This is a genomic window from Duganella sp. GW821-FHT07F09 (assembly GCF_059418705.1).
In genome coordinates this window covers 671,923-690,904 of record NZ_JBWKQJ010000003.1, presented here as the reverse complement: position 1 = coordinate 690,904, position 18,982 = coordinate 671,923, and the positions used below count along the sequence as shown (strand labels likewise).

The 18,982-nt window shown below is 71.0% G+C and carries 10 protein-coding genes; 2 read left to right on the top strand and 8 right to left on the bottom strand.

Annotated features, from left to right (window positions below):
- The first annotated feature begins 52 nt into the window (after positions 1-52).
- Both AC07P1_RS11455 and AC07P1_RS11450 read left to right on the top strand, forming a co-directional pair.
- Positions 53-613, top strand: a complete 561-nt coding sequence (locus AC07P1_RS11455; protein WP_494695923.1) for a LemA family protein — start codon at positions 53-55, stop codon at positions 611-613.
- A gap of 30 nt (positions 614-643) precedes the next feature.
- The gene (locus tag AC07P1_RS11450) at positions 644-2,074 is read left to right on the top strand and encodes a cellulase family glycosylhydrolase (RefSeq protein ID WP_494695922.1); all 1,431 of its coding nucleotides are present in this window, start codon (positions 644-646) and stop codon (positions 2,072-2,074) included.
- A 21-nt stretch (positions 2,075-2,095) separates the two neighbouring features.
- On the opposite strand, the gene AC07P1_RS11445 is transcribed toward AC07P1_RS11450, so the two are convergent.
- The 8 genes from AC07P1_RS11445 to AC07P1_RS11410 all read right to left on the bottom strand — a co-directional run bounded on the left by AC07P1_RS11445 (position 2,096) and on the right by AC07P1_RS11410 (position 18,982).
- Entirely contained in the window at positions 2,096-3,268 is a 1,173-nt protein-coding gene (locus AC07P1_RS11445) for a hypothetical protein (protein WP_494695921.1), read from the bottom strand.
- Positions 3,269-3,453: 185 nt separating this feature from the next.
- Positions 3,454-4,239 carry a glycosyltransferase family 2 protein gene (locus AC07P1_RS11440; RefSeq protein WP_494695920.1) on the bottom strand — a complete coding sequence of 262 codons (786 nt, stop codon included), beginning with the start codon at positions 4,237-4,239 and terminating at the stop codon, positions 3,454-3,456.
- A gap of 16 nt (positions 4,240-4,255) precedes the next feature.
- Positions 4,256-7,051, bottom strand: a complete 2,796-nt coding sequence (locus tag AC07P1_RS11435) for a glycosyltransferase family protein (protein WP_494695919.1) — start codon at positions 7,049-7,051, stop codon at positions 4,256-4,258.
- 2 nt (positions 7,052-7,053) lie between these two features.
- Positions 7,054-10,791, bottom strand: a complete 3,738-nt coding sequence (locus tag AC07P1_RS11430; RefSeq protein WP_494695918.1) for a DUF6519 domain-containing protein — start codon at positions 10,789-10,791, stop codon at positions 7,054-7,056.
- A 22-nt stretch (positions 10,792-10,813) separates the two neighbouring features.
- Complete coding sequence (locus AC07P1_RS11425; protein WP_494695917.1) at positions 10,814-13,126, bottom strand: hypothetical protein; 2,313 nt, start codon at positions 13,124-13,126, stop codon at positions 10,814-10,816.
- Positions 13,123-16,095: a baseplate J/gp47 family protein gene (locus tag AC07P1_RS11420; RefSeq protein WP_494695916.1), complete on the bottom strand. Its 2,973-nt coding sequence runs from the start codon at positions 16,093-16,095 to the stop codon at positions 13,123-13,125. Before AC07P1_RS11420 ends, AC07P1_RS11425 begins: the two co-directional genes overlap by 4 nt.
- Positions 16,096-16,097: 2 nt before the next feature.
- Positions 16,098-18,620, bottom strand: a complete 2,523-nt coding sequence (locus tag AC07P1_RS11415; protein WP_494695915.1) for a putative baseplate assembly protein — start codon at positions 18,618-18,620, stop codon at positions 16,098-16,100.
- Complete coding sequence (locus tag AC07P1_RS11410; RefSeq protein ID WP_494695914.1) at positions 18,617-18,982, bottom strand: GPW/gp25 family protein; 366 nt, start codon at positions 18,980-18,982, stop codon at positions 18,617-18,619. The genes AC07P1_RS11415 and AC07P1_RS11410 overlap by 4 nt, the downstream gene beginning before the upstream one ends.

Genomic DNA, 18,982 nt, shown 5'->3' with positions numbered 1-18,982 from the left:
GCGCGCACCGTGCGCGCGACCGCCCACAACGCTTTCATAAAAAGGAGACACCATGACAATACAACGAAGAACCGTGGCCATGGCCACGCTGCTGGGCCTGCTGGTGCTGGGGGCGATCGGCGCGGGCCGGCATCACCTGGCCCGCGCCGAGGCCAGGGAGGCCAGCGCGGCCGCCTGGCTGGAACTGGCGCAGATCCACGCCGCCCGCGCGAAAGCGGCGAGCACCGCGCTGGCGGCGGTCGGCAACGCCGACGGCCTCGACCCGGCGATCGCCGTCCGCGCGCGCGACGCCTTGGCGCGCGCGTCCAAGATGCCGGCGCATGAACAACTGCTCGGGGACTTGCGCGCGATCGAACGCTACAAGCGATACCAGGGTGAGCTGACCGGCGCGCTGTTCGTGCTGGTCGCCAATGCCCAGCATGTGCCCGCATTGGCGACCAGCGGCGCGGTGCAAGGCTTGCGCAGCGAACTACTGCGCGACGAGGCGGCGTTGGCGGCCACGCGCGAGCGCTACCGCCACGCGGCGGCCGGCTACAACGACCTGAGCGCGGCCTTTCCCGGCGCGGGCGCGCTGGCGGCGCTGGCCTATCCGGATTTGCCCGCCGGACTATGACTCCCACCATCTAAATTTAGAAAGAACATCATGAAAACACTGAACATATCTACCAGCGCAACGACGCTGGTGGCGGCGCTGGCCTTCGCATTCGGCGTGGCGGCGACCGCCCCGGCGCAGGCCTACACGGTGTCCGGCACGCAGATCCTCGACGACGCCGGCAAGCCCGTGCCACTGCGGGGTGTGAACTGGTTCGGCTTCGAGACACCTGACGGCACGGTGCACGGCCTGTGGGCCCGCAACTGGAAAGAGATGATCGACCAGATCCAGGCCAGCGGCTTCAACGCTGTGCGCGTGCCGGTCTGCCCGGCCACCTTCCGTGGCGAGGGCTCGCCTCCCGGCGGCGTCATCAACGCCAACCTGAATCCCGACCTGGTGGGGCTCAAATCGCGCCAGTGGCTGGACGTCTTCCTGACCGAACTGGACCGGCGCGGTATCTACATCCTGCTCGACCACCACCGGCCCGACTGCCAGGCCATCTCGGAGTTGTGGTACACGCCGGCGTACAGCGAGGCGCAGTGGCTGGCCGATCTGGAGTATCTGGCGCAGAAGTATTCCGGCTTGCGCAACCTGGTCGGGCTCGACCTCAAGAACGAGCCGCACGGCGCCGCCACCTGGGGCACGGGCAACGTATCGACCGACTGGAACCTGGCCGCCGAGCGCGCCGCCCAACGCATCCTGGCGGTCAATCCGAAGCTGCTGATCTTCGTCGAAGGCATCGCCACGAACCCGGTCTGCTCGGGCAACCAGGGCATATTCTGGGGCGGCAATCTGGAACCGTTGAAATGCAAACCGCTCGACATCCCGCGCAACAAGCTGGTGCTGTCGCCGCACGTGTACGGCCCCGACGTCTTCAACCAGTCGTACTTCGACGCGCCCAACTTCCCGGCCAATATGCCGGCGATCTGGGACACCCATTTCGGCCAGTTCGCCAAGGACTATCCGGTGGTGCTGGGCGAAGCGGGCGGCAAGTACGGCCACGGCGGCAGCCCCAAGGACAAGATCTGGCAGGACGCGCTGGTCGACTATCTGAAACCGCGCGGCATGACGGGCCTGTTCTACTGGTCGTGGAATCCGAACAGCGGCGACACCGGCGGCATCCTGCAGGACGACTGGAAAACCGTGTGGCCGGACAAGCTGGCGTTGCTGCAGCGCTTATGGGACGGCAGCACCACCACGCCGCCGACCAATCCGCCCACCACGCCGCCCGGCGCCGTGACCGCGACCTTGAAGACCAACTCGGACTGGGGCGCCGGCTATTGCGCGGACGTCACGGTGAGCAATGCCGGCAGCCAGCCGGCGCAATGGAACGTCCAGCTCACGGTGGCCGGCACCATCAACAACCTGTGGGGCGCCGTGTGGAACCAGGCCGGCACGACGCTGACGGCGACGGGGCAAAGCCATAACGCCACCGTGCAGCCGGGCGGCACGCAGTCGTTCGGTTTCTGCGCCACGCGCTAGCCAGCCGCAGCGCACCCGGGGTTAAATTGGCGAGGCCACTTTCGCCAGCCTCCGGGCGCGCATTCTTCGCCGCACCGTCCTTGCCAGGCGCGACGCCACGGCCGAGAACACATACGCGTACAGGTAGATCGCCGCGACCGTCGCGCCGAACATCGCAAAGGCGAACGCTCCCGGCTGGCCGCCGATCGGCACGTGAAACTCCGCCGACGCGACCGCGACGACAAACATCATGAAAGGGAAATGCGTCGTGAACAGCACAAAGCTGGCGCCGCTGAACCAGCGGTTGAGCCGCCACGCGGCCCAGCGCAGCCACAAGATTGGCTTCTGCTTCGCACCCGCCGTCAGCCAGGACACCGTGAGCAACGCGAAGCTGGCGCCGAACACCAAGTCCAGCGCCATCCGGGCCGCCGGAATCAGCGCCTCCGGCACTTGCTCGACGTGCGCGCCACCCCAGCGTGAAACCAACAGACCGATGACGCATATCGGCATGCCGTAGCGGCGCTGGAAGCGTACCCTGGTGTTGTAACCGAGCCAGCCGACCCCGGTCCCCATGATCCACAACAGCAGATACCCGAGGAACTCCGGCGCCAGCACGCTTCCCGCCCAGGCGACGGCGATGGCGGCGCACCAGCCCAGCGTCCGGCTACGCTTGCCGAGCACGAACAACGCTGCCAGCGCGAGGTAGGCCCAGCATTCGTACGCCAGCAGGTAGAGCATTGTGTTGCTGCCCAGTCCGGGAACGACAAAGCGCTGAAGCATCAGCATGTTTCCGGCGAAGGCCCGCAGGTCCAGGCTGGGCGAGAACATCGTGAAGTAGGCATACACCTCGGGATGCGCCAGCGCGCGGGTGCCGATGAAGTCCAACGCGCCGCCGAGCAATAGCGCCGGTGTCAGCAAACAATAAAACCACGCCGAACGGCGCAGCAGGTCGACCTCCGGATCGACGCCGTGGCGCCAGCGCTGGATGGACAGTCCGCCCAGGGCCACCCCGCTGATGACCATGTACATGACGAACGCTTCGTGGCCCAGGCTGGTGACGAAATAGAACAATGTCAGGGGAAGACTTTTTTCAGAGACCTCCGGATAGCCGGCGAACAGCAGAAAGCGCACGTGATAGATGACCGCCATCCCCGCCGCAAGCAGCCGCATCAGATTGAGCCGGGCCTGGAAACCGCTGTTGACTTGCGCGTCCATAATGTCGCTCCCTCGATGATAGTCACGAGGTTTGACCTTAGCCCAAAAGACGGCCGCGTCTTTGATCCACGTCGTGTTACCCAGTCCCGTCGGACCGGCGGACGCATGCGCTCCGGTAACGGATACCGCGCCGGTTTCAACGCGAAATGAACCGCCTGAATATCGCTGTTAGCACGGCCGCACGCTCACGCCGCGACAGTTGCGTCGAGCGTGGCGCGAATTGCCGCGACGCGATCGGTCAGCAGCTCCGTCGATACCCGTTCGGCGCGATAGTGCTCGTACCAGGCGACGATCTCGTGCCGGCCCAGGCCGCGGTACTTGGCGATCTCGAAGTCGAGCATGCCGAAGGCATCGGCGTAGGCCGGGCCGATCACGTGGAACACCTTGCTGCCAAGGTCGAGCAGCCCGAATTGCCCGCGCCGACCGAGTTCGGCGCGCACCGCGCCGCCGAGCGCCATATAGTGTTCGCGCGGCAGACTCGCCAGCAATGGCCGAATGCTGCCGTGGTAAATCGAGAACCAGCCGTCGATCGGGCCGCTGTGCAGCCGCTCCGCCGCGTCGAACACGCGGTACTGGTCGAGCGGTGGACGGGCGCCGGTGGTGTGTTCGTCCTGCCAGACATCGGCCACCAGCTGGCGCACCGCCGGAAAACGCCGGAACAGGCGTGCCGCGCGCTCGGCGATACCGCGCGAAATGCAGACCACGTCGTCGTCGAGCTGCGCGATCAGCGGATGGCGCGCGGCGCCGAACAGCGCGGCGTACGCCCGCATCCCGATATTTTCCGGCGTGCGGCCGATCACCCGCAGCGGCACGCCCCGTGCGCAAGCGGCCGCGATGTCGGCGTCGAGCGCGGCATCGGCCACGTTGAGCCAGACCAGGATTTCGAACGGCACGCTGGTCTTCGCCACCAGGTCGGCGATCAGCAGGCGCGCGTAGCGCGGCCGGTAGACGGCGATGCAGTAGGAGATCATTTTCCGGCGCCGTCCGTCATCCCGCCAACAGGCGCGGGTACTGTGCCAGACGGAAGATGAAACTCTGGCGGTCGACATGCCGCCAGCGCACGCCGCGGCGCATCAGGGCGTCGATCAGGTGCCAGTCCCAGGCCATCATATCGAACGGCAGGTCATCGGCGAGATGGAGCTCGAACAGCTCGCGCCGGAACATCGGCTGGCCCAGATCGATGCGGCCCGGGCGCGGCACCGGGTGGTTGAGCACCAGCCGACCGTCGTACTGGCACGAGCTGTAGACGAAACCGAGCATGGGCTCGCGGTCGAGCACCCGCATCAAGCTGTCGACGTGGTCCGGCGTGTAGCCGTTGTCGTCGGAGAGAAAACTCAGGTACTCGCCGCGCGCGCGCCGCAGGCCGGCCGCCGCCGGGGCGATGCCCCAGTTGTTATGGCGCCGCGTCAGGTTGTACAGGCCGATGCGCGGGTCGTCGGCGCGCGCGACGATGGCCTCGATCTGTTCGAGCACCTCGCCCGGCGGATGGTCGGCCACGATCAGGTGCTCGTAATCGCTGAACGCCAGCCGCTGGACCGATGCGATGCATTGGCGCAGACATTCGACGCGATCGTAGACCGTGGTGACGATGGTCAGGCGCGGCGTGCCGGTGGCCACCGCCTTCAGTTGGTCCGCCTCGTCGGTGTCGACCGCGCCGGCGCGCGCCTCGGGCGCCGCCAGCCGCAGCCCCCTCACCCGCACCGTTCCGCCCTGCGCGCCAATGAAGGCGAAGCCGGAGCTCAGTTCGTGATCGCGCACGCGGTGCAGCAGTTGTTCGTTGCGCCACAGCGAAAGCACCCCGCCCTGGCACGTAAGACGGAATCGCACCCAGGCCCGCAGCGGCGAGTCGAGCTGGCGGAACACGTGGCGGTGACGCGCCAAGTAGGCCCGGCGCTCGTCCACCAGCAGATGGTAGGAATTGGTGGTCTGGTCGACCGCGTCGGCCTGGTGTACTTTCGCGATCAGGCACGCACCCGGTTCGAGACACGCTTCGAAGGATAGCTCGACGGCGTCGAAACGGGCGCGGCTCGCCAGTCCGCGTTCCGCGCCGGGACCGCGATGCGGACCCGGGTCGAGCACGATCTCGTCGCCATCACCGGCACGCGCCGCGGCGCCGACATGGTCCCAGTTGGCGTCGAAGGACACCATCGCCGCATCCGAGCACTGCGTATCGATGGCGGCGTCCGGCCGCGGCACGACGCGGGCCGACGGCATTGGTGCGAGGGCGAGTTCCATGACTGTCCTTAATCGGTGGGTGTAAGTGGCCTCGCGCAGGCGGACCGCGCACGCGCTTTGCACGCGCGCGCGGTCCGCCGGATCGGCGAGGAAATGTTCGATCAGCGCGGCCGCTTCGTCCGGGCCGCCGAACACCGGCAACTCGGGCACGTCGCGCGACAGATCCGCGCGCGGCTCGCTGAGCACCAGCGCGCCGCAGGCCAGCGCCTCGCAAATGCGCGGGTTCATCGACGTGGCCACCAGCCCGGCGTGGTTGTAGTGGTGGCGATCCCGGAACACGTTGACGACCATGCTGGTGTCCCGGTACAGCGCCGCCGCCTGATCGGCCGGAATATTGGCCGCCAGGCACAGCGCGCCGAGCCGTGCTTCGCGCCAGGGGCCGCCGACCACGTAGTCGAGTAATCCGCGCCGCGCCAGGCCGGCGAGCATGCGCTCGCGCGACGGGTTGGCGCCGCCGATGAATCCCACGCGGTGGCGCCGCACCGCGTCCGCCGCCGCGTGATGCAGCTCCGGCGCGTACGCCACCGGTAAGAAATGGGCATGCCGATGACGATCGAGGGTGGCGCGGTCGTTGACGAACACGTGGTCGAATTGTCCGGACCACGCGGCCGTGTCGTCAACCTCGTACGGTTCGTCGACCAGCCACACCGCCGAGCGCCAGGCCTTGAAGCGCAGTCCGTGGCGCTGCACAAAACGCCGGCCGTGGACGACGAACAGCAAATCCGGAGCGAAGCGCCCGACCTTCTGCCACAGCCGAGGGTCGTCCCAGTCGGCATGCTCGCTGGCCACGCCGAGCGTGCGCGCCGCTTCGCGCAGACCCGTGTCGAACACGGTGCCGCACGAGAGGAACCGGTAGTGTACGAAAAAGACCCGCCGCGCGCTCGGCGTCACAGTCCCCGGCGAGGTGGTATCGCGCTCCCCCCATGTATCAAGGTCGGCGCGCGGCACGGACGTGAGCCGGCTGGTCCGGCTCAGATTCGCCAGCAGCACGCCGTCGGCCCGGCAGGCCTCGAACAGCGCGCCATATTCTCGGTCGATCTGCGCGAGCTGGCGCGCCAGCGGATGGGGGCCGGAAGCGCCGAAAAAATGGTCGTCGGTAAAGTCGACGCCGATCAACCCGATCCGCGCCGCCCCCATGTGGCGCGCGAGGTTGACCGCGACATACGGCGAGTTGGCGGTGTAATGCAGGCACTCGGGATCGGCGCGCTCGGTGCCGCCGCGCCGTCCAAGCCGAAAGCGCACCGCGCGCGGGTGCGCCAGATCGAGCTGCGAAAACACCGCCTTGGCGCCGGAACGCTCGACGTGGACATAGCGCTCCAGGTCGAACTGCCGGCGCTCGTTGACGACCACCAGATAGTCGGGCGTGAAGCGCCGGCCGACGTCGTTCACGCCTATCGTCACGAAACGTTCTGGCCCGGTCAGTTGCGCCAGCGACGCGCCGCAGCCGCACACCAGGATCGTCTCGCCACGATGCCGGTCGCGGTAGCGCGCGAAGTCGCCGGGTTCCCCCGATGCCGCTGGTGCCGCCTGTACCATGGGCGCGGCCATGGTCAGGTGTCCGCGACCTGTTTGAACGGCGTCATGAAGATGCGGTTGGCCGCCCGCGCGAATCTGTCGGCAACCGACGGCACGAAGCGCAGGATCGCTTCGTCGCCGACCCTCACCGCGAGATTGCCGCTGGCGGTTGCCATGCTCGCGACCATCACCCCGTACGGCGTGGAGCCGTCTTGCGGCACGCGGACGAAGCAGTTTGAATGGAAACCGAGCAGATTGGCGGCAAACACATTGTTCTGCTCCATCAGCGTATTGCCATGCAGGACCGCTGTGGCGAACAGCCCCCCCGCGTCGTTTTCGAGCAGGCGTTGCGTCATGTCCGCGCCGATCGCCAGCATCGATACCGTGTTATCGCTGAAGATGAGCTGCCCTTGTCCTCGTTCGAAACGCAGTTCCGGGTTCAGGTCCATCAGCCTGCGCAGTATGTCCTGGTTCGGCACGCCTTCGGCGTCGCCATAGAAGCTGACGATGCCCCCGAAGCTGCTCTGCACAATGCGGCAATCGCCGCCGATGTCCTGGAACACCGCCGCCACCGCCGGCACGGCGGCCGCCACCGCGCAGGCGACCACGGCGACCCGTTCCGCGCCGGCGATGCGCAAGGCCGGGCGGCGCGCCGCTTCGCGACGGCGGTCGATCCGCACCTGGGCCAGCCGCACTTCCTGGTTTTTCTGCAGCACGACCCCGGTCTGGCCGTCGGCCTGTATCACCAGGTCGCGTAGTTCGAGCGCGGTGAAGCCCGTGAGGACGATATCGTCGGCCGTACGCAGCACCGACGCGTGGCCGCAGCCGTGCAGGCTGAGGCGCCCTTCCCCGCGGCCGTCGGCCGTCAGGCCGTCCAACCTGTGCGTGCCGGGCATGAAACAGATGCAAGCCGCGTCCCGCCCTTCCTCCAACAGTCGTTGGAGCAGCTCGCTGTCGAGCCGTTCGAAGCGGCCGCCGACGCCGATCGTGATGTCGCAGCCGCCGCCGCCGGACGCCGTCGCCACCGTGGCGTTGAAGCTCAGACGCTGCAGCACCTGGCCGTCGGCGCCGAGCAGTTCGAGGCGCAGGCGCTGGGCGCCGCCGGCGCCCAGACGCCAGCCGATCGCGGCGAAGCCCTGCGGGCCGGTGGTCGGCGTGGCCGGGCCGACGACGGCGCCGCCGCCCTGCTCCACCACCGCGCGCAAGGCGACGCCGGCGATGCCATCGACGCCGTTGGCCACGCGCACTTCGAGCGGCTGCGGCAGCTCGGCGCCCGGCGCGGCCTGCTGGCCGTCGCCGGAGACGTATTCCAGCGCGAACGAGGCGGTGGCGCAAAACACCACGATCTGGCCGGGCACGGCGCGGTGGTCGGCGTCGAGCAGGCTGGCGCGCACCCGCTGGAAGCGCGCCGGCGCGGCGGCGGCGGGACCGAGCGTCCAATCGCAACCGGCCTGGCCTTCGTCGTCGGTACTGGTCTCGAACTCCCACAGCGAGCCGCCCACGCTGCCGCCACCGCTCTCGACCTCGAAGCGCACCCTGGCACCGGCCACCGGGACGCCGCCGCGCGCCACCCGCAGCGCCAGTGGCTGCGCCAGCGCGGCGCCGGGCACCCCGTCCTGGCCGTCGCCGGATACGTATAGCAGTTGTTCGAGCGCCGTCAGCGGCGGAAACAGCTGGCGGCAGTCGCTGGCGACCGTCACCCGGCCATCGCCGTCCACTTCGACGATGCCGAGCCGGCAGTAGGCGTCGGCCACCCCGGCCGGCGGGCGCGCCACCGGATCGCCATCGTCGTCGCGCGGCCATTCGACGTCGGCGCTGATGGTGCGCGCCGGGATTTGCCAGTAGTCGCCCGCGCGGTAGCTGCCGCCGGGCGCGAAGCGTACCTGCACGCCGTCTTCGAGATCGAGCCAGGCGCCTTCCACGATGGGCAGCGTGTGCGCGCCGGCCACCTCCGGCCGGTGATCCCAGCGCCGCAGCACCGGGTGGCGCTCCGGGCTCTGGCCGAGCGGTCCTCCGGGCACGCCCGACAACACCAGCTCGAGTTCGTCGTCGCCGTCGTTGGCGAACTCGAACATGACGCCGGCGCGGGCACCGAGTTCGGTGCTGTCGTCGACCAGCTCGAGGCGGTCGTGGGCGGAGACGTCGAGGTTGTCGTCGAGCCCGCGCGCGGCCACCCGCACGGTGGTCTGGTTCAGCGCGGCGTTGACGCTCACGCCCAGCACCGCGTACGCCACCGAGCCGTTCTCGCGCGACCATTTGAAGGTTGGGTTGGCGCCGCCCTGGTGCACCTCGACCCGGTACAACTGGTTCTCCAGGCGCCGGTAACCGGCGGTGGCGGCGATTTCGCACAGGTTGGCGGCGGCCAGCTGCGGCTCGGCGCGGGCGGCGAGCCGGGGGCGCGGCGCGTCGACCAGCGCGTCCCACGCGGGCAGGCTGGAGGCGCAGTTCCAGTCGAACGGGCTGGCGCCGGGCAGCGTCAGCGCCCTGACCTGGGCCACGGTTTGGGAGCGGGTCGCGGTGTCCGGCCCGCCCAGCGCGACCTCGCGGATGGCCGGCGCCTGCAGGGCCGACAGGTGGCGCTGCCAGACGTCGAGATACAGCAGATAGGCGCCCGCCGCCAGGCGCGCGGCCACGCCGCCGTCGGGCTGCCGCCCGTACGAGGTGCGGGTTTCGAGCTCGCACATCACGCCGTCGACGTAACAGCGTCCCGGCGTGATCGAGACGTTGACCGCCGGCAGAGCCGCCGCCGGCGCCGAACCGCCGACCCGCAGCACGGTCGACTGGTCGCCGGCGATCCAGGCCGGGTCGCCGGCGTTCAGCGAGATCGAACGCAAGGTGGCGCCGCCGCCCGCCAGCTGGGTCCAGTTGGCGCCGCCGTCGGTGCTGTGCAGCAGCACCCCGCCCTCGCCCGCCGCCCAGCCTTCGGCGGCATCGCGGAACGCGATCGCATGCAGGGTCTCCGGCGACGGGCAATTACAGGGCAGCCAGGTGGCGCCGAAATCGGTGCTGCGCAGGATGCAGCCGTCCTGCCCGGCCGCCCAGGCAAGGGTGGTGCCGAACACCGCCAGCGCGCGCAGATGGGCCGCCGTGCCGCTGGGCGCGGCGGTCCAGGTGTGGCCGCCGTCGCGGCTGGCGACGATGGCGCCGGCCTGGCCGACCGCCAGGCCGTTGACGGCGTCGATGAAGCGCACCGCGTACAGCCGCGCCGCGCCGGTTTGCGCCAGGCCCCAATTGGCGCCGCCGTCGCTGGTCGACAGCGCCACGCCGCCATCGCCGACCGCCCACGCGTGGCCGGCGTCGAAGCCGGAGACGCCGCGCAGCGCCTGCACGGTGCCCGATTGCTGCACGGTCCAGTTCACGCCCTGGTCGGTGCTCTTGCGCAGCAGGCCGCCGTCGCCGGCCAGCCAGCCTACCCCGCCGGCCTGCGCCAGCGCGCGCACCCGCGCGATGCTGTGCAGGTCGACCAGGGTCCAGTCGGCGCCGGCATTGGCGGTGGTCAGCAGCGCGCCGTCCTCGGCGCCGACCCAGGCCACGTTGGCGTTGACCGCGAGGACGGCCAGCGCATTGGTTTCGGCCACCAGCGCATAGCCGGCGGTCGCCATCGGCGCGCCGCAGGCGCCGATCGTGTCGCGCGCCAGGCGCTCGGCGCGATAACGCGTCAGATCGCCCTGCTCGTTCCAGTCAGCATCGGTGACGATGCGGCCTTGCTGCAATCGCACCGCGCTGTAGTGGCGCGCGGGGTCGAAGCTTTCGCGGGAGAGATCGCCGTTCATGTCAGTCCTTGTCGGTTGCTCGTTAGTTGACGAAGTGAAGACCGGCCTCCAGGCCGAAACGCAGATACTCGTCGAGCGCCTGGCGCAGATTGGCCTCGCGCTGCGGCTGTTTGAGGAATTCGAAGGCGCCCATTTCCGCGCCGCTTTCGGCGCCGCCGCGAATTTGCGCGGCGCAGCGCAACGTCAGTTGGCCGAAACCGGGGTCGCCATATTGGCGCGAGACGAACAGCGGCCGGATCGGCGCCGCCACCTCGGCGCGGATCGCCGCCTCCTGCGCCGGCGTCGGCGGCGCCCCCGGCGCGGCGGCGGCCCGCAACGCATCGATGCGCGTCGAGCCCTCGAGCTCGGGCTGGCAGCGGTAGCGCCGCGGCACCTCCGAGCCCGGCGCCACGTACGAGAAACGCAAGCAGCCGGTCTGGCGCCGCAGCGCCCGCGCGGCGCCGCCGAAGATGCAGTCGGTGGCCGACAGGCTCAGGCCCGTCACGCCACCGAAAAATGTGCTGCGCTCAAGCGTCAGCGCGGTATCCGGCGCATCCAGGCTCAGTGCCGGCGAGCCGTCGCCGGTGCCGACGATGCTGTCGCCGATCGCCACGCCGCGGATCGGCGCCGGCACCTCGATGCCGGCGCAGATGGTGTGCTCGAGCGCCAGCGTGAGCCGCTCGTTGCCGGCGGGCGCGACAAACAGGCCGCCATGGCCCGGGATCAGCGAGCAATGGGCCAGTCCGAGCCGCCCGAGATTGCCGGGGGCGACCGTCAGCAATCCCTCGATCAGCACGCCGTTGATGAAACAGGCGCCGGCGTCGGGCGAGCCGGCGGCGGCGCTGCCGCGCACGACCCAGTCGCCGATCACGTGGGCGCGCACCTGGCGCGCCTCGAATTGGCCGGCCACGCGCGCGATGGCGCCGGGCGGCGCTCCAGGTATCGGCGTGGCCGGCCATTCGCCGGCGACGATCAGCAACCGCGAGCCGGCGCCGATCTCGATCTCGAGCGCTTGCGGCGGGCTGGCGGCGGCGCCGGCGTCCTCGCTCAGGCTGTCCATCAGCACGATCACGCCGGTGCGTCCAGGCGGTTGCAGATTCCACGCCGCCAGCGCGCCGGCCAGGCTGGGAAACAGCGTGCCACTGCCGTCGTCGGGCAGCAGGTGCGAAACGCCTGCCTGCCACACCGCCGGATCGTAAAAGCCGCTCAGCTCCTCGGGCGCGGCGGGATCGTCCGCGATCAGGCGGTTGGCGCCGCGCACCGCCGCGCCGCGCTGGTAGGGACCGCCCCCCAGGTCGCCCGAGAAGCCGTAGCTGTTGTGCACCCACACCTCGCGCACATCGAGTCCCGTGGCGAACGCCAGCCGGCCGCGCGCCACGTCGAAGGCCAGCGCGCGCGGAACCGGCAGCGCCAGTTCGACGTCGTCGGGAATCTCGCACCAGTACATATCCTCGCGCCGCACCTCGACCGGCACGCTGTCGCCGCCGACCCGCGCCCACACCCGCAGCACCGGATCGTTGGCGGTCATGAAGCGTGGCGCCGGCAGCGCGACGCCGCGCCGCAGGCGTTCCAGCTCGGCGCTCAGGGCCAGTCCGCGCAACGGGCCGGGCACGTTGTCTTCCTCGGCCAGGTGGGTGATCGTGGTTTCGGTGCGCGCCGGGTTGAACAACGGCGCGTCGCAGCCGGCCGGGTGCACGCTCCACCACGCCCCCATATTGCGCGCGCTGGCGAAGTCGGGCGCCTCGTCGCCCGGCGCGCCGGTGCCGATCGCGTAGCTGCGCAGGCGCCACAGGAACAGGCCGATGTTGGGGATGTTGTGGCGCCCGCCGCGGGTGGCGGCGCGCCGCACCTCGGCCGTGTGGGCGAACGGGTCGAACGCGCCGCCGGCGTAGCCGGCCAGCTCGGCGCGCGCGGCGTCGCGCACGCCGGCGGTGGCGGTCGGCGCCGGGCGCACGTGGTTCAGGTGCTGCGCGGTCGCCAGCCGCGCGAAGAATTCCACCGCGCGCGCCGGCCAGCCGGCGGTGTCGAACGCCAGCTGTTCGAGCACCACCGCCGTGCCCTTGCGGCGCCGGTAGCCGAGCGTGTTGGCGACGTAGGCGCGCGCGCTGACGCCGGCCGAATCGATCGCCCGCAGCGGCCGCACCCCCAGCAGGTCGCCGATATAGGGCACCACCCATTCGTCGCAGGTTTCGATGAACCAGTTGTCATACAGGCCGGCGGTGTCGGCCTCGATGCGTTCCAGCTCGTCTTCGATCACCCCCAGCAGCGCGCGCAGCGGCTCGCCCTGCTCGGCGTCGCGCAGGCGGTGGATGGCGGGCAGCAGCTGGTACAGGCGCTCGGGCATCAACAGGCTCATGGGATCATCTCCGTCAGGGTCAGCGCGGCGGGATTGATCAGCAACAGCTCGGCCGGCGTCATGGCGCGCGTGGCCGCGTGCCAGCGCGCGCCGGACGCCGGCACCGCGTCCAGCACTGGGTCGAGCAGTGCGGCGGCCGGCGCCGGGCCGTCGGCATACGGCTGCAGCGTGGTCAGGTCGAGCGCCAGCACGCCGGCCACGCTGTGCACCCGTGCCATCAGCTCGGCCGCCGTGACCGACTGGCCCAGGTCGCGCGCGGCGAAGCCGAATTCGTCCAGCAGCAGCGCGGCGACGGCCGCCTGGACGTCGGCGAAGCGGTAGCGCGGGTCGATCGCCAACTGCGCGCCGAAACTGAAGTAGCGCTGCACATAGGCGGCCACCGCGAAGCGCTGCGACGGGTCGCTGGCGCCGGCGATCGACTTCGGCAGGTTGGCCATGACGTCGTCGCCGGGCGGGCCGCCGGTGGCGCCGGCCACGCTCAATTGCACCAGGTTGGCGCCGTCCACCCACAGCACGTCGGCGCGCGCCTTGCCGACCCCGGGATAACCACGCGCGTAGTCGCGGTAGTCGACCAGCGAGACCACCCGTTCGAAGGTGAGCAGGGTCAGCGGCGCGTTGCGGCGGGCGTCGGCCAGCTGTTCGGGGCCTTCGGCGCCGGCCGCCGGCACCGGGTTGCCGACGCCGCGCAGGCCCAGCGGCATGGCGCGCAACATCGTCAGCGTGCCGGCGGCGACCTCGCCATCCGGGCCGATCCCGCTGCGGTAGCGCGCGGCCAGGTTGACGCTGCCGGTCGGCAGGCGCGCGCCTTGCACGCCGTCGCCGAAGATGATTTGCATGCGGGCCTCGTTGTCGATGCGGGTCGAATACACGGTGGCGTCGGGCGCGGCGCCGTACAGCGAATCGACCTCGTCCCAGCGCACGCCGTTGACGCGCACCTCCAGCGTGCTCTCGACGCCGCGCGGGGTGGGCGCCGACAGATGGGTGGTGGGCGGCTTCTTGAGGATGAAACTCTGGTGCGCCAGCGCGGCGTCGCCGTTGCCGAGCAACTCGGCGACACTCTCGCCGTGGGTCGCGTGCACCACGTTGGCGCTGATCCTCAGCGCGTCGCGCCGGTACGAATAGCGCAATCCCTTTTGCAACTGCAGGGTGCTGCGGCCGTCGGCGTGCACGATCTCGTCGAGCAGCGCGATCTCGGCGCCGTCGACGCCCGGCAGGTCGTGGCGCTCGCCGGTGAGCGCGATCGGTTGGCCGGCCGCCAGTCCCAGCACCATGCGATCGAGTTCGATGGCGGCGTCGCCGGCCGCCACCGGGGTCTCGATCGGCAGCTCGGCCAGCGGCAGCTTGCGGCTGGCGACGTGCGCGGTGGTGCTGCGGAAGCGGAACGGCGGCGGCGTCTCCGACAGCACCAGGCCATCGGCGCCGGCCAATCTCAGCGCCATCGCCCGCCCGGACAGGCCATAGTCGGCGCGCGAGCTCTCGCGCGCGTCGAACACGCTGTACGCGCGCGCCGCCTGGTCGGGCGCGTCGAACACCACCCAGCTGGCGCGGTTGACGTTGGGCACCGCGCGTTCCAGGTAGGCGTGCGGCTCGATGGCGGCCCCCTGCGAGTCCTGCCAGATGGTGCGCGAGTCGCCCAGCGTGCCACCGGTGGGGAGCGTGTCGCCTTTATCCCATGGCAAGGGATAGGCGTCGCCATGGATGTTGGCGGTGGCGGTGGGCAGCAGCGCCCAGCGCGGCGCGTTGTTGCCGAAGAAGCCCAGTTTGGCGCCGAAACCGAAGGCGCCCGCCTCGGGGGCGAGCGGCGGGCCTTCGGCGGGCTTGGCGATCGCCTTGACCAGGCTGGACGCGCTCCAGCGCTGGATGCCGATCATCGCCTGCAAATCGCGTTCACGCCAGGCCTGGTTGGCAACGGTGCTGGTCAGCTCGTCGCGGGTGAACGGCACGTGGGAAATCCGGGCCCGCGCGAAACTCAGCACCGGCGTGAGCGCGTACGGCACCACCCACTTGACGATGGGCGGCGGCGTCGGCGCGGTGACGGCCGGCAGCGGTTCGAGGTCGACCCGCAGGCGCCGCAGCGCCGGTTCGGCCACCACGTCGACCACGCGCAGCACCAGCGAGGCGAGCGCGGTGCCGTTCTTGGCCGAGAACAGCATCAAGTCGCCGCCGGCGATGCCGCCGGTGGCGTCGGTGAAGTAGACCCGGCCGACCTCGATGGCGTCGACCCGGCCCTCGCCGCCCAGTTCGGGCGTCAGGCGGAACAGGCTCTGGCTCGGCAGATCGCGGTGCAGGTTGGCGCTGTCTTCCGTCGGGAAGCTGCCGCGCGGCCCGACCAGCACCAACGCTTGGCGCGTTGTTCCACCGATGGCCGGCAGCGGCAACAGCGCCATGTCGGCCGGGCGCGTCTGCCGCGGGCGCAGCGCGTTCCAGGCGGCGCGGGCGACGATGGCATTGCTGGTCTCGAACACCTGCGGCAGCTTGCCCTGCGGCGGCACGCTTTGCACCGGGGCGCCGCGCGCCAGCGCGCATTCCCCGGGCGCGCCGGGCGCGTCCTCCACCGTGAAGGCCAGGTGTACGCTGGCGGCGACCCCGGGTTTGAGTTCGTAGCCGATGGCGCGCGCCAGTTCGAGCACCGAGCGGCGCTCGGTGGCGGTGCGCAGGAAGCCCTCGTTGGCGATGCGCTCCTGGTAGAAGGTCAGCACGTCGGCCACGCAGGCGCAGCCATCGAGCAGCGCCACGCTCGGATCGTCGCCGCTGCCGGTCAGCAGGCGCGCCAGCGGCCGTGGCGAATCGGCCTGGCGCGCGTCGGCGCGCGCCACCGGCAAGCGCTGTAGCATGCGCGCGTAAAAACCGGGCTGCGTGTCGACCCGGTAGCGCAGCGCCGGCAGGCCCGGATCGTTGCGCACCGGAGCCGGCAGGCTGGCGCCCTCGCAGCAATGGCAGTCGTCGAGTTGGTCGGTATCGATGTCCATGCTCATGCTCCGGTGTCCACGTCGAATTGCATGCGGCCGTTTTCCGGCGCGTTGGGGTCGTTGTCCAGCCGCGCGATCTCGAGCCGCGCCAGCGCGATGCGGCCGCTGGCGAGCTCGCCGGCGGCGGCGCGTCCGCGGCGCTGAAAGCGGGTCGGCGTAACGTGGGCCACGCCCGGCACCCGCATCGCCGCCGCCACCAGCGCGCTCAGATACACCGGCTGGCCAAAGCTGAACTGGTCCGGGTGGAAGAAGCCGCGCTCGCCATTGGCCAGCGTGGCGCCGCTGAACACCTCGCGCAGGCGGCGCTCGACGTCGGCGGCGAAATAGCCGGCCACCGTGCAGACGTGCAGCGCGATGTCGAGCGCGACGAAGCGCGGCGCGTCGATCTCGACGTCGTGGCCGGCCATCCGGTAGCGCTCGATCCGGCGCCGCAGGTCGGCCTCGAAGCCGGCATCGACCGTCAGGCTGGCGCGCCGGTCGACGGTGATGAACATGGTGTGCCAGCTGCCGGTCCAGCGCCGCGTCGCCACCGCGCGCTGCACCTGCGGCGCGCGTTCGGTGACGGCGGCGTAGTCGGCGGCGGTGACCGCGCGTTCCTGGCGGCGGAACGCCTGCGGCGCGTACAGGCGCGCCTCGGCCAGCGGCTGCGGGTCGATGCCGCCGGCCGCCGCCAGCGGATTGCGCACCGCGCCGATGGCGTCGGCTCCCAGCGCGCTGACGATGTGGCCGAGCGCCTCGGCGCCGATATTGCCGGCGACGCCGTTGCCGGTGCGCAGCCGCGCGCTGAGCGCCTCGCCGGCGCGCGGCCGGCGGCCGTTGACGCCATCGCCGAAGCGCAGCAGAGGCTGGCCGTCGTTCTCGGTTTCGACGACGAATTCGGCCGCTTCGGCGCCGCTGGCGAGCAGGTCGCGCCGCACCACCCAGCGCCGCCGGTCGCTGTCGCTGCGCACCTCGAGCGCCGGGCGGACGTCGGCCAGCCCGCGCCGCATGCTGGCGGTGGCGCTGGCGCCCTCGCCCAGGTCGATCAGCGCTTCACCGTCGCCGTCGGCCGGGCGCACCAGACCCTGCTGCGTCAGCGGCGCCAGCGCCCCCCGCCCCAGCCGGTAACGCGCAACGCGCCCGCCGGGCAGGCCAAGCAGCGGCTCGGCGCGCGCCGCCGTGCGGCCATGGTCGGCCGGCGCCACGTTGGCGCAGGCGCCGGCCAGGTCGGCATGCAACACGCCACCGATGCGGGCCGACAGGCACAGGGGGAACGGCAGCGCGTCGTCGGCGCCCCAGGCGATTTCGACGAAGGCCTGGTCGGTGACGGGATCGCGCCGCGCGGGCGCGACGCCGCGCACGCCCAGGTTCAGCGGCGCCTCGGGGTCGACCCGGGTCAGGCGCACCGCGTGGCGCTGGCGGCGGTCGACATCGGCCGCCGCGCCGGTGGCCGGATTGGCCAGCGACTCGAACACCAGCACGTCGCCCACGCGCAGGCGCAGGCGGCCGCCCGCCATCCCTCCCTCGTTCTCGCCGTCCCGCAGGAACGCTTGCACGGCGCCCTTGGGCAGGCAGCATTCCTCGTCGCTCCAGGTGTAAAAGCGCAGCGCGTTGTGCGCGCGGTACAAGGTGATCGGCCGCAGCAGCTCGAACACCTCGGCGCCGGCGTCGACCGCCTCCTGCAGCAGCGCGGCGCCGATCACGGGCGGCAAGCCCGGGACCCGGGTCAGCACCTGGGCTCCGCCGAGGCCGGTGTCGGGGTCGCAACCGGCCAAGGTCTGGCCGTCGGCGCTGGCGCCGCACTCGAAGGCGACCCAGGTGCGGGCGTTGCAACCGTCATGGAACGGATAGTCGAGCAGGCGCGTGTGGCGCCGCACCGAGACGCGCTGGCGCGCGGTGCCGAGATAGGCCTCGGTGGCGACCGCGTCCTGGAAGTAGGACAGCTCGTCGCCGCGGAAAGCGACCGCCTCGGCCAGGGTCACCAGCAGGTCGGCGGCGTGGCGCTCGCGCCAGTCGGGCATCAGGGCCGACATGCGGTCGAGCAGCAGGCGCCGGAAACTGTTGTAGTCGCGCGCCAGGTAGTCGATCGCCGGGCCGCCGCCGGGCGCCGGCGGGCAATCCCGCTCGGCGCGGCAGTCGAAATCGCTGGGGCAATCGACCTTGAAGCTGAAGGCGACCTGCGCCAGCGCCGGATCGATCCCTTCCGGCGGCGCGGCCTGGCCGGCATCGGCCACCAGGCGCAGGGTGTAGCGCGAAAAATCGCCGGCGCTGGCGACATCGACCAGCAGCACGTCGTGCTCGACGCCGATGCCGGTGACCTGCGGGTCACGCAACCGCACGCCGCCGCGGATTTCCAGATTGGCCGCTGTCAGCGGCGTGGCCGGCACCAGCGCCAGCGGGTGCACGAAGTGGACCGCGAGGCGGCGCTGGCCCGGCAGCACTTCAAGGTAGGTGATGCCGTTGAGCAGGCGCGGCGGGCTGGCCAGCGCCGCCGCGCGCAGCGCCTCGACCCGCCCCGGCGCACCGCACAGGTATTGGCCGCTCATGGCGCCACCCGCTGGCTGAAGTCCGCGCTGTGGCTGGCTTGGGTGCGCAGGACGGTGTAGCGCACCCGCACCGACAAGGTGGCGTCGGTGCTGTCGGTGTCGACCGCGTCGATGCGCAGCAGGTCGCCCAGCCACTGCTGCAACGCGCCCTGCACCAGCATCTGCAAGGTCGCCGCCAGCTCGGTGCTGTTGGGGGCGAACACCAGCTGCAGCAGGCCGCAGCCGAAGTCGGGCCGGTTGACGCGCTCGCCGGGCACGGTGAACAACACCTGCTCGATCATGTCGCGCAGGTGCTGGTCGTCGTGCTCGGCCTCGGCGGTGCGGCCGCGGCCGTCGACCCGGTAGGGAAAGGCGGAATTCAT

What these genes read in the sequence shown, in the direction of transcription:
- AC07P1_RS11455 (WP_494695923.1), top strand. Translation starts at nt 53, where the DNA reads ATGACAATACAACGAAGAACCGTGGCCATGGCCACGCTGCTGGGCCTG.
- AC07P1_RS11450 (WP_494695922.1), top strand. Translation starts at nt 644, where the DNA reads ATGAAAACACTGAACATATCTACCAGCGCAACGACGCTGGTGGCGGCG.
- AC07P1_RS11445 (WP_494695921.1), bottom strand. Translation starts at nt 3,268, where the DNA reads ATGGACGCGCAAGTCAACAGCGGTTTCCAGGCCCGGCTCAATCTGATG.
- AC07P1_RS11440 (WP_494695920.1), bottom strand. Translation starts at nt 4,239, where the DNA reads ATGATCTCCTACTGCATCGCCGTCTACCGGCCGCGCTACGCGCGCCTG.
- AC07P1_RS11435 (WP_494695919.1), bottom strand. Translation starts at nt 7,051, where the DNA reads ATGGCCGCGCCCATGGTACAGGCGGCACCAGCGGCATCGGGGGAACCC.
- AC07P1_RS11430 (WP_494695918.1), bottom strand. Translation starts at nt 10,791, where the DNA reads ATGAACGGCGATCTCTCCCGCGAAAGCTTCGACCCCGCGCGCCACTAC.
- AC07P1_RS11425 (WP_494695917.1), bottom strand. Translation starts at nt 13,126, where the DNA reads ATGAGCCTGTTGATGCCCGAGCGCCTGTACCAGCTGCTGCCCGCCATC.
- AC07P1_RS11420 (WP_494695916.1), bottom strand. Translation starts at nt 16,095, where the DNA reads ATGGACATCGATACCGACCAACTCGACGACTGCCATTGCTGCGAGGGC.
- AC07P1_RS11415 (WP_494695915.1), bottom strand. Translation starts at nt 18,620, where the DNA reads ATGAGCGGCCAATACCTGTGCGGTGCGCCGGGGCGGGTCGAGGCGCTG.
- AC07P1_RS11410 (WP_494695914.1), bottom strand. Translation starts at nt 18,982, where the DNA reads ATGAATTCCGCCTTTCCCTACCGGGTCGACGGCCGCGGCCGCACCGCC.